9 protein-coding genes are annotated in these 12,091 nt (G+C 69.5%); 5 read left to right on the forward strand and 4 right to left on the reverse strand.

Annotation, left to right across the window (positions count from 1 at the left end; all coding sequences use genetic code 11):
- Positions 1 to 105: 105 nt before the first annotated feature.
- Genes GV007_RS06180 through rhaI form a run of 4 tightly spaced genes read right to left on the reverse strand, consistent with a single transcriptional unit; the run spans position 106 to position 6,108 of the window.
- Positions 106 to 1,365: an alpha-hydroxy acid oxidase gene (locus GV007_RS06180; protein WP_160071418.1), complete on the reverse strand. Its 1,260-nt coding sequence runs from the start codon at positions 1,363 to 1,365 to the stop codon at positions 106 to 108.
- Positions 1,366 to 1,384: 19 nt separating this feature from the next.
- Positions 1,385 to 2,866 (reverse strand): rhamnulokinase, encoded by a 1,482-nt coding sequence (locus tag GV007_RS06185; RefSeq protein WP_160071419.1) that lies wholly within the window; start codon positions 2,864 to 2,866, stop codon positions 1,385 to 1,387.
- Entirely contained in the window at positions 2,863 to 4,899 is a 2,037-nt protein-coding gene (locus GV007_RS06190) for a bifunctional aldolase/short-chain dehydrogenase (RefSeq protein ID WP_160071420.1), read from the reverse strand. The genes GV007_RS06185 and GV007_RS06190 overlap by 4 nt, the downstream gene beginning before the upstream one ends.
- Before the next feature lie 42 nt (positions 4,900 to 4,941).
- Positions 4,942 to 6,108, reverse strand: coding sequence for an L-rhamnose isomerase (gene rhaI / locus GV007_RS06195; protein ID WP_104244858.1), 1,167 nt, complete (start codon positions 6,106 to 6,108; stop codon positions 4,942 to 4,944).
- A gap of 309 nt (positions 6,109 to 6,417) precedes the next feature.
- Between rhaI and GV007_RS06200 the strand changes: the two genes are divergently transcribed.
- The 5 genes from GV007_RS06200 to GV007_RS06220 all read left to right on the forward strand — a co-directional run bounded on the left by GV007_RS06200 (position 6,418) and on the right by GV007_RS06220 (position 12,075).
- Complete coding sequence (locus GV007_RS06200) at positions 6,418 to 7,473, forward strand: FUSC family protein (RefSeq protein ID WP_160071421.1); 1,056 nt, start codon at positions 6,418 to 6,420, stop codon at positions 7,471 to 7,473.
- 111 nt (positions 7,474 to 7,584) lie between these two features.
- Complete coding sequence (locus GV007_RS06205) at positions 7,585 to 8,925, forward strand: MFS transporter (protein WP_160071422.1); 1,341 nt, start codon at positions 7,585 to 7,587, stop codon at positions 8,923 to 8,925.
- A gap of 117 nt (positions 8,926 to 9,042) precedes the next feature.
- On the forward strand, positions 9,043 to 10,110 hold the full coding sequence (locus GV007_RS06210; RefSeq protein ID WP_160071423.1) for a Gfo/Idh/MocA family protein: 1,068 nt from the start codon (positions 9,043 to 9,045) through the stop codon (positions 10,108 to 10,110).
- Positions 10,107 to 10,964, forward strand: coding sequence for a DUF6807 family protein (locus GV007_RS06215; protein WP_160071424.1), 858 nt, complete (start codon positions 10,107 to 10,109; stop codon positions 10,962 to 10,964). Before GV007_RS06210 ends, GV007_RS06215 begins: the two co-directional genes overlap by 4 nt.
- A 100-nt stretch (positions 10,965 to 11,064) precedes the next feature.
- The gene (locus GV007_RS06220) at positions 11,065 to 12,075 is read left to right on the forward strand and encodes a LacI family DNA-binding transcriptional regulator (RefSeq protein WP_160071425.1); all 1,011 of its coding nucleotides are present in this window, start codon (positions 11,065 to 11,067) and stop codon (positions 12,073 to 12,075) included.
- The last annotated feature ends 16 nt before the right edge of the window (positions 12,076 to 12,091 follow it).

Genomic DNA, 12,091 nt, shown 5'->3' on the forward strand with positions numbered 1-12,091 from the left:
CGGAGGGGGAGCAGCACCAGGCCACAACGCTGCCGTGTGGGTGCGCGCGGCCGGCGGGCGCATCCGCCGGCCGCGCGCCGCCTCGGCGAGTCAGCCCCGCACGAGCTACGCGCGGTCGGGGGCCGCTTCGATGAACGTCGTCGGCACGTAGCGCTTCAGCTGCGTGACGTGCGACGGGTTCAGCTCCTCGAGGGAGTGCGCGCCGAGGAGCTTCATGGTGCGGATGATCTCGTCGGAGAGGATCGCGATGGTGCGGTCGACGCCCTCGCGCCCGCCGGCCATGAGGCCGTACAGGTAGGCGCGGCCGATCATCGTGAAGTTCGCGCCGAGCGCTACGGACGCGACGATGTCTGCGCCGTTCATGATGCCCGTGTCGACGCCGATCTCGAGGTCACGGCCGACCTCGCGTGCAACGGCGGGGAGCAGGTGGAAGGGGATCGGAGCCCGATCCAGCTGCCGCCCGCCGTGGTTGGAGAGGACGATGCCGTCGACGCCGAGGTCGGCGAACGTCTTCGAGTCCTCCAGGTTCTGGACGCCCTTGATGACGATCTTGCCCGGCCACATCTCGCGGATGACCTTGAGGTCCTCGAAGTTGATCGTCGGGTCCATCGCCGAGTCGAGCAGCTCGCCGACCGTGCCGCCCGTCGTCGCGAGCGACGCGAACTCGAGCTTCGGGGTCGTGAGGAAGTCGATCCACCACCAGGGGCGCGGGATGGCGTTGATGATCGTGCCGACGGTCAGCTGCGGCGGGATCGAGAAGCCGTTGCGCTTGTCGCGCAGGCGGGCGCCTGCGACGGGGGTGTCGACCGTGAAGTGCAGCGTGTCGAAGCCAGCCTTCGCGGCGCGCTCGACGAGGCCGTAGGAGATCGAGCGGTCCTTCATGACGTACAGCTGGAACCAGTTGCGGCCGTTCGGGTTGACCTTCGCGACCTCTTCGATCGTCGTCGTTCCGAGCGTCGACAGAGTGAAGGGGATGCCCGCGGCGGCGGCAGCGCCGGCACCGGCGGTCTCGCCCTCGGTCTGCATGAGGCGCGTGAACCCGGTCGGGGCGATCGCGAACGGCATCGCCATCGGCCCGCCGAGCACAGTGCTCGACGTGTCGACGTTCGCGACGTCGCGCAGCACGGACGGGTTGAACTCGACGTCGCGGAACGCGGTGCGCGCGCGACGCAGCGACAGCTCGCCCTCGGCGGCGCCGTCGGTGTAGTCGAACGCCGCCTTCGGGGTGCGCCGCTTCGCGATGCGTCGCAGGTCCTCGATCGTCAGCGCCGAGTTGAGGCGGCGGCGACGGCCGTTGAGGTCGGGCTTCTTGAACTGCATGAGCTCGAGCAGCTCGAGGGGCTTGGGGGCTTGACGTTTCACCATGGGGCAGCTGCCTTTGCTTCTATCGGGTGATCTTCGGGTCGTAGCGGATGATCTGCGTCGATCTGGCGACGATGGAGCGGATCTCAGAGAGACTGTCGGGAATCCAGCCGTGCGCGCGCGCCTGCACAAGCAGGTTACCCATCGCGGTCGCCTCGACGGGGCCCGCGAGCACGGGCATCCCGGATCGGTCGGCCGTCGCCTGGCAGAGGAGCGCGTTCTGCGATCCGCCGCCGACGATGTGGATGACGCTCACCGGATGCTCGGCGAGGGCCGAGGCTGTTGTGACGGCCTCGGCGAACGCCTGCGCGAGGCTCTCCACGATCGAGCGGACGATGCCGGCTGGTGTCGTCGGGGCCTCGAAGCCACGCTCGGTGAGCCACTCGGCGATGCGCCCAGGGATGTCGCCTGGCGCCATGAAGACGGGGTCGTTGACGTCGAAGATCGGCACGTCGCCGCCTACCTGGGCGGCGTCGGCGAGCAGCTGCTGGAGGGTGCTCGATCGCTGCGCGTCCGTCGCGGCCGGTTCCCAGTGCCGCTGCGATTCCGACAGCAGCCAGAGGCCCATGACGTTGTGCAGGAAGCGCACGCGGCCGTCGACGCCGCCCTCGTTCGTGAAGTTCGCCTCGCGGGCGGCGTCGGTGACGACCGCCTCGTCGAGCTCGAGGCCGACGAGGCCCCACGTGCCGCACGAGATGTACGCGAAGTCGCGCCCCTCGTTGGGGATGGCGACGATCGCGGAGGCCGTGTCGTGGGAGCCGACCGCGATGACGTCGATGTCACGCCCGACGACGCGCGCCGCCTCGCCCTCGAGCGAGCCGAGCACGGCACCAGGGTCGACGAGGTGCGGCAGGATGCGGGCGGGAACCCCAACGCGCTCGGCGAGCTCCGCATCCCACTCACGCGTGTCGGCGCGAAGCAGACCCGTGGTCGAGGCGTTCGTGCGCTCGGCGACCTGCGCGCCCGTCAGCCAGTAGGCGAGCAGGTCGGGAAGGAGCAGCAGCTGGTCGGCGAGGCCCAGCAGCTCACCGTCGGTCGCGAGCTGGAAGACGGTGTTGAAGGGAAGGTGCTGGAGGCCGTTGCGGCGGTAGAGCTCCTCGGCGGAGGCGATGGCGTGCACGGCTTCGACGCCCCGGGCAGTCCGCTCGTCGCGGTACGCGTACGGGACCCCGAGGAGGCGCCCCTCGCGCAGCAGCGCGTAGTCGACCGCCCACGAATCGATGCCGATGCTCGCGATCTGGCCTGGCGCGTCCCGCTCGGCCGCGGCCAGCCCGTCGAGGACGTGCTGGTAGAGGCCGAGGAGGTTCCAGTGCAGCCCGTCGCGCGTGCGGACGGGGTTGTTCGGGAAGCGCGCCTCGTGGCGCATCGTGAGCACGCCGTCGGTGATCGTGCCCGTGATGACGCGACCGCTCGTGGCTCCGAGATCGACCGCCGCGACCGTGCGGGGCGCTTCCGCCCCGCCCCGGCCTGCGGCGCTCGATCCCTGCGCAGCAGACTCGGTCATCGCAGGAAGGCCGCCGCGACGCCCGAGTCGACGGGGATGTGCAGGCCGGTCGTGCGTGTGAGTTCGGGGCCCGTGAGCACGTACACCGCGTCGGCGACGTTCTCCGGAACGACCTCGCGCTTGAGGATGGTGCGGTTCGCGTAGTACTGGCCGAGGTCCTCTTCCTTGACGCCGTAGGTCGCGGCGCGGTTGGCGCCCCAGCCTGCCGCGAAGATGCCGGAGCCGCGCACGACGCCGTCGGGGTTGATGCCGTTGACGCGGATGCCGTGCTCGCCGAGCTCGACCGCGAGGAGGCGGACCTGGTGGGCCTGGTCGGCCTTCGTCGCGGAGTACGCGATGTTGTTCGGGCCAGCGAAGACGGAGTTCTTCGAGGAGATGTAGATGACGTCGCCGCCGAGCTTCTGCTCGACGAGCGCCTTCGCGGCGGCCTTCGACACGAGGAAGGAGCCCTTCGCCATGACGTCGTGCTGCAGGTCCCAGTCCTTCTCGGTCGTCTCGAGGAGCGGCTTCGAGAGGGAGAGGCCCGCGTTGTTGACGACGAGGTCGATGCCGCCGAACGCGAGGAGAGTCGCGTCGATGGCAGCCTGCACGCCTGCGGCGTCCGCGACGTTCGCTGCGACGCCGATCGCGACGTCGGTGCCGCCGAGCTCGGCGGCGGCGGCCTGCGCCTTCTCGAGGTCGAGGTCGGCGACGACGACGCACGCGCCTTCGGCTGCGAGGCGGGTCGCGATGGCCTTGCCGATACCGGATGCGGCACCCGTGACGAAGGCGATGCGGCCCTGGTGCGTCTTCGGCTTCGGCATGCGCTGCAGCTTCGCCTCCTCGAGAGCCCAGTACTCGATGCGGAACTTCTCCTCGTCGGAGATCGGGGAGTAGCTCGAGAGCGCCTCGGCGCCACGCATCACGTTGATCGCGTTCAGGTAGAACTCACCGGCGACGCGGGCGGTCTGCTTGTTCTTGCCGTAGGAGAACATGCCGACGCCGGGGACGAGCACGATGAGCGGGTCGGCGCCACGGATGGCGGGCGACTCGGCCGTCGCGAACTTGTCGTAGTAGGCCTTGTAGTCGGCGCGGTACGCCGCGTGCAGCTCCTCGAGGCGAGCGCGCTGCTCCTCGACGGTTGCCGTCGTGGGCAGGTCGAGCACGAGCGGCTTGACCTTGGTGCGCAGGAAGTGGTCGGGGCAGCTCGTGCCGAGGGCGGCGAGCTCGGTGAGCTTCTCGCTCGCGAGGAAGTCGAGCACGCGCTCATCGTCGGTGAAGTGCCCGATCATGGGGGCGTCGTGCGAGGCGACGGCTCGGATCGACGGCGCGAGGGCTGCCGCGCGCGCACGGCGCTCGTCGGCGGGGAGCGCCTCGAAGCCGCTCACGACGCCGCCAAAGGGGTCGGCCTTGCCGTGTGCATCGATGTACGCCGATGCGGTCTCGATGATCCAGAGCGAGTTGCGCTCCGATTCCTCGGAGGTGTCGCCCCACGCGGTGATGCCGTGCCCACCGAGGATGCAGCCGATGGCCTGCGGGTTCTCATCCTTGATGTTGGCGATGTCGAGGCCGAGCTGGAAGCCGGGGCGGCGCCAGGGCACCCAGACCACCTTGTCGCCGAAGATCTTCGCCGTCAGCTCCTCGCCATCGGCCGCTGTCGCGATCGCGATGCCCGAGTCGGGGTGCAGGTGGTCGACATGCGCCGCATCCACGAGGCCGTGCATGGCCGTGTCGATGGACGGGGCCGCGCCTCCCTTGCCGTGCAGGCAGAAGTCGAAGGCCGCGACCATCTCGTCCTCGCGCTCGACGCCAGGGTAGACGTTCGTGAGCGCGCGGAAGCGGTCGAGGCGGAGCACGGCGAGGCCCTGCTCGGTGAGCGTTCCGAGGTCTCCCCCGGAGCCCTTCACCCAGAGCAGCTCGACGGGCTCGCCCGTCACGGGGTCGGTCTCGGTGCCCTTCGCGGAGGTGTTCCCACCCGCGTAGTTCGTGTTCTTCGGGTCTTCGCCGAGGCGGTTGCTGCGCGAGATGAGATCGGCTGCTGCTGGGTTCGTCATGTCAGTTCCTTCGAAGCTCGTGAGGTCGGTGAGGGGTGACGCTTACGCGCCCCAGCTGGCCTGGACGCCGCCGACGCGCTCCTCGGCGACCTGCTGCTCGTACCCGGATGCACGGAACGCGGCGAGCGGGTTCGCGGGCAGGCCGCGCGACTCGCGCCACTCGGCGAGGGCGGGGCGCACGTCGGTGGAGAACGCGTCCATGTAGATCTCGTGTGCGACGAGCACGTCGCCGGACTTCTGCGCCGCCGTGAGGGCGTCCTTGTCGATGAGCAGCGCGCGGGCCGTCATCTCCTGCACGTTGAGGACGGAGCGCATCTGGCCCTGGATCTTCGACTCCACGTTGTGGCACTGGTCGAGCATGAAGGCCACGTCGGGGTTGTTGAGCCCACCGCCGCGGATGACCTCGGCGAGGATGCGGAACAGCTGGAACGGGTCAGCCGAGCCGACGATGAGGTCGTCGTCGGCGTAGAAGCGCGAGTTGAAGTCGAAGGAGCCGAGGCGTCCGAGGCGCAGCAGCTGCATGACGATGAACTCGATGTTGGTGCCTGGCGCGTGGTGGCCGGTGTCGAGGCAGACCATGGCCTTGTCGCCGAGGGCCGCGACCTGCACGTAGCTCGTGCCCCAGTCCGGAACGTCGGTGTGGTAGAAGGCCGGCTCGAAGAATTTGTACTCGAGCACGAGGCGCTGGTCGTCGCCGATGCGAGCGTAGATCTCCTGCAGCGAGTCGTGCAGGCGGTCCTGTCGGCCGCGCAGGTCGGCCTGGCCGGGGTAGTTGGAGCCCTCGGCGAGCCAGATCTTCAGGTCGCGCGATCCGGTCTCGTCCATGACGTCGATGCAGCGGAGGTGGTGGTCGATGGCCTTGCGGCGCACCGCTGCGTCTTCGTGCGTGAGGGCGCCGAACTTGTAGTCGTCGTCCTGGAACGTGTTGGAGTTGATCGTGCCGAGCTCGACACCGAGGTCTTCCGCGTGCTTGCGGAGCGCGCCGAAGTCGTCGACGACGTCCCACGGGATGTGCAGGGCCACGCTCGGGGCGAGTGCGGTGTACGTGTTGACCTGTGCTGCGTCGGAGATCTTCTCGAACGGGTCGCGCGGCGTGCCTGCCGTCTGGAACACCTTGAATCGGGTGCCTGAGTTGCCGAACGCCCAGGACGGGAGCTCGATGCCCTGTCCTTCGAGCGCTGCAAGCTGGTCTGCGGAGAGGATGCTCACGGTTCGTCGCCTTCGTTGGTCGGTTGCGGATGCGCTCCCGGGCCGAACGACGTCGTCCACGGCTTCGGGAACTCGATTCACGGTGTGTGGGCGAGAGAGGATGCCTGTTCGCGCCGAACCGTATTGAATCGTTTCAGTGATCTCAGATTACGAGCCGGAGTGAATCGTGTCAAGCACGCGCGGCGGTTCACGCGCGCTCACCGGGGCGAGCCGGGCGAACGATCCGCGTGAACACGGACGAAACCCGCATCCACTACCCTCGGAAAGCGCATTCCAGGACACCGCACGAGCAGGGACCATCGCACGCACATGACACAAACCCACCCGATGGCCGAGCTGCCACACCCTCGCCGCCTCTTCGACCTCGGTCCCCACAACGGCGCGCACCGCGTCGCGATCCGCGCCGGCATCTCCGTGGGCATCCCACTCCTGATCCTGTGGAGCATCGGACACGTCGAGCTCGCGCTCTACTCGACCTTCGGCGCCTTCGTCTCGTTCTACGGGCGCAGCCACTCGCACGTGATCCGCGCTCGCCTGCAGAGCGGCGTAGCGATCGGCATGGTCGGCGCCGTCAGCGTCGGTGCCGCGGTGAGCCTCTCCGAGCAGCGCGAGTGGCTCATCCTTCCAGCCACCGCCGTCTACGCGGCGGTCATCACGGGTGCCGCCCAGCGGTTCGGATGGAAGCCGACTGGCGCGCTCTTCCCCGTCTTCGCGCTCTCCGCGACGGCGTCCATCCCGGGAGGAGAGTCGGATGCGCTCCTCGCGGCCGGCACGGCCGCCGCGTCGGCTGCGTTCGCCCTGATCGTCGGCATCGCGGGCCTGACCCGCCCAGCCGCCCGCGACTTCGAGCGCCGGGCACGAGCATCCGCCACCCCGACTCGACCCGAGAGGCTGGACGCCAGCGCGGCGGTGGGGGCGGGCCTCGTCGTCGGCGTCTCAGGGCTCATCCCCACGTCTCTTGGGCTCGACTACCCCTACTGGGCCATGGTCGCGGCCGCCGCAGCGCTCGCGACCTCCGGCCCCGACGAACAGCTGGTGCGGGCCGGCCACCGCCTCACGGGGACCATCGCCGGCGTCGGGGTCGCATGGCTGATCATGGCTGTCGACCTGCCTCCGCTCGTGACGATCGCGGTCATCTGCGTGCTGCAGATGTGCGCGGAGCTGTTCGTCGTGCGCAACTACGGACTCGCCCTCGTCTTCGTCACTCCGCTGGCGCTGGTCATGCTCGACTTCGCGCACCCGCAACCCGATCTCACCCTGCTCTTGGCCAGGATCCTGGAGACGGCCATCGGCGTCGCCGTCGTGATCGTGACCGCCCTGGCCTGGCGCTGGGCGGAGCGCTCCCGGGCACAGGCGGCGGGTTGAGACCTTCGTCGCGATCGCGCTTGACACGTTTCAGAGCGAGTGGCAAAGTGGAAAGCGCTTACCCGCTCAGAGTGGGATATCGAACATGGTCAAAGATGACGAGGATTTTCAATGACGAGAACACAGAGTGACACTGGTGCGGTGTCACAGGAGAACGAGGGCAAGACGCCCCGCAAGGCCGCGCTCAGCGGATGGATCGGCAGCGTCCTCGAGTACTACGACTTCACGCTCTACTCGCAGGCGGCGGCCCTGGTCTTCCCCGTCGTCTTCTTCCCGACCGGCGACCCCACCGTCGCCCTCATCTCCTCGCTCGCGACCTACGCCGTCGGCTACGTCGCGCGCCCCATCGGAGCCATCGTGCTCGGCAACTGGGGAGACAAGCACGGCCGCAAGAACGTGCTCGTCATCGCGATGCTCCTCATGGGCCTCTCGACGCTCGCCGTCGGGTTCCTCCCCACCTACGACCAGATCGGCCTCTGGGCGCCCCTGATCCTCGTGTTCCTGCGCCTCATCCAGGGCTTCGCCGTCGCCGGAGAGCTCGGCGGTGCGAGTGCCATGATCGTCGAGCACGCCCCAGCCGGGCGACGAGGGTTCTTCGCGAGCTTCGGCCTGCAGGGCACTCAGGCCGGCTCGATCATCGCAACCGCGGTGTTCATCCCCCTCACCGCGGTCCTCACGGACGAGGCCTTCATCGAGTGGGGCTGGCGCATCCCGTTCATGCTGAGCGCCGTCGTCGTCCTCGCCGGCTTCCTCATCCGCAAGCACGTCGAAGAGCCGCCGGCCTACACCCGCTCGCTCGCGGTCCAGCAGGCCCAGAACCGCCAGGCGCCCGTCGTCGAGCTCTTCAAGAACAACGGCTGGACGGTCTTCCGCGCCATCCTCATGACCCTCGCCAACGTCGCCGGCGTCACGACCCTCGTCTTCGGAACGAGCTTCGCGACGCAGGAGGCCTACGGCGTCGCGATGCCCGCCTCCACCTTCCTGTGGGTGCCGCTCATCGCCAACGTGGCGGCCGTCATCGTCATCCCCGTCTTCGGCATGCTCTCCGACAAGATCGGGCGCCGCACGCTCATGATCGTCGGCTCGTTCGGATCCGGGCTCGTCGCGATCGGCTACCTCACCGCCATCCAGTCCGGCAACCTCGTGCTCACGATCGTGCTCGCGATCCTCATGATGGGCGTGCTCTTCCAGATGTGGAACGCCACCTTCGCGACGTTCTTCCAGGAGCTGTTCCCGACGCAGACCCGAGTGACCGGCTTCGCGATCTCCCAGAACGTCGGCCTCATGATCGTCGCCTTCCTGCCCTCGATCTTCACGTTCGTCGCCCCTCCAGGCTCGGACAACGTGCCGCTGGTCGTCGGCGGGCTCACCCTCGCCATCGCCACCGTCTCGGCCCTCGCGACGCTGTTCACTCCGGAGACGCGCGGCAAGGACATCGAGAACCACGACTGAAGCGACCCGAAGGAGCGTTGACCGAGGCCGTCCCCGCGCGGGGACGGCCTCGACCGGCATCGAGGACACCGCAGCGTCGACATCGGCGAGACTGCATCACGACGGAACGAGGACACCATGACGAGAATGCGCGCAGCCATCGTGGGCACCGGCGACGTCGCTCGACTGCACGCCGAAGCGATCGCGGCCAGGGACGACGCGGACGTGGTGGTCGCCGTGGACGTCGACGCGGACCGGGCAGCCGCCTTCGCCCAGAAGTACGGCATCCCGCGCTCCGCGACCTCGCTGCCAGACGGGCACCTCGACGTCGTGCACCTCTGCACCCCTCCGGCAGGGCACGCGGCCCAGGCCGAAGACGCCTTCGCGCGCGGGGCTCACGTCGTCGTCGAGAAGCCGCCGGCACTCACCCTCCACGACGTCGACCGGATGATCGCAGCCGGCGACGCCGCAGGCAGGCACCTCGCCGTGGTCTTCCAGCAGCGCACCGGCACCGCGACGGCACACGTCAAGCGCCTCCTCGACGACGGCCGCCTCGGGCGCCCACTCCTCGCCCGCTGCGACACCTTCTGGTTCAGGGACGACACGTACTTCGCCGCGCCCTGGCGAGGCACGTGGGCGAACGAAGGCGGCGGGACGACCCTCGGCCACGGCATCCACCAGCTCGACCTGCTCGCCTACCTCCTCGGCGAGGTGGATGAGGTGCAGGGCCAGACCTGGCGCCTCGCGCGCGACATCGAGACGGAAGACGTCTCGACGGCCGTGCTGCGCTTCGAGTCCGGCGTCGTCGCGACGGCGATGACCAGCGCCGTCTCACCCAGGCAGGTGAGCTCCATCCGCGTCGACACCGAGCTCGCGACGGTCGAGCTCGAGCACCTCTACGGGCACGGGCACGCCAACTGGCGCATCACTCCACGCCCGGGGGCGGATGCGCCGAGCAGCTGGACGTTCCCCGCGACCGAGCAGCCGAGCGGGCACGACGCCTACATCGACGCCGTCTACCCCGCCCTCGCGGCGGGGGCCGCGCTGCCGGACGTCGCCTCCGCGCCCGCCAGATCCATGGAGATCGTGGCCGCCCTCTACGCGTCGAGCGAGCGCTCGGCCGCCGTCGCCCTCCGTGAGGTCAGGGAATCGAGCGAGCTGCGCGGACAGATGTCCGCACAGGTGCGCGACGAGCGTCGGTCATGAGCTCCCCCTCCCGCGAAGAGCTGGCCTTCGGCCTCGGCACTGTCGTGCACCACGACCCGAGCGCGCTGCCGATCGAGTCGCCCCGCCCCTACGTGCATCCGCTGCGCACCCCGGCGGGCACCGTCGTGAGCGACTTCCGGCCCGCCGACCACACCTGGCACTGGGGCCTCTCCGTGACCGTCGCGAACATCCGCATCGGCGATGCCGCTCACGACGTCAACCTTTGGGGCGGCGTGACGTGGGTGGATGGTCGAGGCTACGTGCAGCTCGACAACAACGGCACGCAGACGGTCGACGAGGCGCAGACGGTCGACGGCACGCAGCTCACGTGGCGCGAGGCCGACGGCTCCGCGTTCCTGCACGAAGAGCGAATGCTCGACGCGAGCATCCGCGACGACGACGGGCTCAGCCTCGGCGTCCTCGATGTCAGCAGCCGCTGGACGAACCTCCGCGATGTCGAGCTCGCGTTCGGCTCACCCACGACCGCCGGCCGCCCGGACGCCGGCTACGGCGGACTGTTCCTGCGGCTGCACCCCAGCTTCTCGGGTGCGCGCCCACTGTCGCCGCTGCTGCCCGCCGACCCGGATGCCACCCTGCACGGCGCAGAAGCCGCCTGGCTGGGTCTCGAGAGCGGACCCGCGACCGTCGTCATGGGCCCGCATCCGGAGAACCCGGTCTCCCCCACCCCGTGGTTCGTGCGGAACGACACCACCCCCATGCTCTGCGCGGCCCCGTTCTTCCACGAGGAGTGGAGGCTGGGGCCCGGCGAGAGCGCGACGTGGCGTTGGCGCATCCTCCTCTCCGACTCACCTCTCAACGCCGAACGCATCACCCACCTGCTCGACGAGGCCTGAGCGGCGAGCCTCCGTGGCCCTCGGAGTTGCCGCCCACGAGCGAGGCACCCGCCCCGCAGACCCCGCGTGCCCTAGCATCGCTGTACACCGAAGGAGGCCCATGGCAGTCAGCGTGCGCGACGTCGCGACACTCGCAGGCGTCTCCGTTGGCACGGTCTCGAACGTGCTGAACCACCCAGAGAAGGTCTCGAAGGCCACCGTCGACAAGGTGCAATCCGCCATCGAGGAGCTCGGCTTCGTGCGCAACGACGCTGCCAGGCAGCTGCGCGCCGGCGAGAGCCGCACCGTCGGCCTCATCGTCCTCGACCTCCGCAACCCGTTCTTCACCGAGGTCGCGCGAGGCGCCGAGGAGCGCGCCGCGGAGCTCGGCTTCTCCGTCCTCGTCGCCAACAGCGACGAGCAGGAGGAACGCGAGCGCACCCACCTCGGCCTCTTCGAGGAGCAGCGGGTCTTCGGGGTGCTCGTCACCCCCATGGCCGCCAACATGCCCCAGCTCGAGCGACTCCACAAGCGCGGAACCCCCGTCGTGCTCGTCGACCGTGAGAGCGCCGACGAACGCTACCCGTCCGTCGCCGTCGACGACCGTACGGGCGGCCGCATCGCCGTCGAGCATCTCCTCGAGACAGGGCACCGCCGCGTCGCATTCCTCGGCGGGCCGATGGAGATCCAGCAGGTCACCGACCGCTTCGAGGGCGCCCGCGACGCGGTGCGCGAGGTCCCGGGCGCGACGCTCGAGGTGCTGACGACGGATGCGCTCTCCATGTCCGAGGGCAGGCGGGCGGGGCTGCAACTCGCAGAGCGCAACGGCGCCGACCTCCCTGACGCGGTCTTCGCGGCCAACGACATGCTCGCGCTCGGGCTCCTGCAGAGCCTCCAGGGCACCAGCCACGCGACGGTGCCGGAGAGCATCGCGCTCATCGGCTACGACGACATCGACTTCGCGGCCTTTGCGTCGACCTCGCTCAGCTCCATCCACCAGCCGGCGCACCTCATCGGCTCGAAGGCCATGGACCTGCTCGTCTCCGCAGCCCGGGACCCGAAGTCAACCCCCGAGCACATCCGCTTCACCCCTGAGCTCGTCGCCCGCGCCTCGACCGCACCCCGCGCCTGACCGCCCCCGTCCCCGC

Source organism: Pseudoclavibacter sp. 8L (assembly GCF_902506465.1).
Taxonomy (GTDB): domain Bacteria; phylum Actinomycetota; class Actinomycetes; order Actinomycetales; family Microbacteriaceae; genus Pseudoclavibacter.

Coding starts and splice junctions, on each gene's coding strand:
- GV007_RS06180 (WP_160071418.1), bottom strand. CDS start 1,365: ATGGTGAAACGTCAAGCCCCCAAGCCCCTCGAGCTGCTCGAGCTCATG.
- GV007_RS06185 (WP_160071419.1), bottom strand. CDS start 2,866: ATGACCGAGTCTGCTGCGCAGGGATCGAGCGCCGCAGGCCGGGGCGGG.
- GV007_RS06190 (WP_160071420.1), bottom strand. CDS start 4,899: ATGACGAACCCAGCAGCAGCCGATCTCATCTCGCGCAGCAACCGCCTC.
- GV007_RS06200 (WP_160071421.1), top strand. CDS start 6,418: ATGACACAAACCCACCCGATGGCCGAGCTGCCACACCCTCGCCGCCTC.
- GV007_RS06205 (WP_160071422.1), top strand. CDS start 7,585: ATGACGAGAACACAGAGTGACACTGGTGCGGTGTCACAGGAGAACGAG.
- GV007_RS06210 (WP_160071423.1), top strand. CDS start 9,043: ATGACGAGAATGCGCGCAGCCATCGTGGGCACCGGCGACGTCGCTCGA.
- GV007_RS06215 (WP_160071424.1), top strand. CDS start 10,107: ATGAGCTCCCCCTCCCGCGAAGAGCTGGCCTTCGGCCTCGGCACTGTC.
- GV007_RS06220 (WP_160071425.1), top strand. CDS start 11,065: ATGGCAGTCAGCGTGCGCGACGTCGCGACACTCGCAGGCGTCTCCGTT.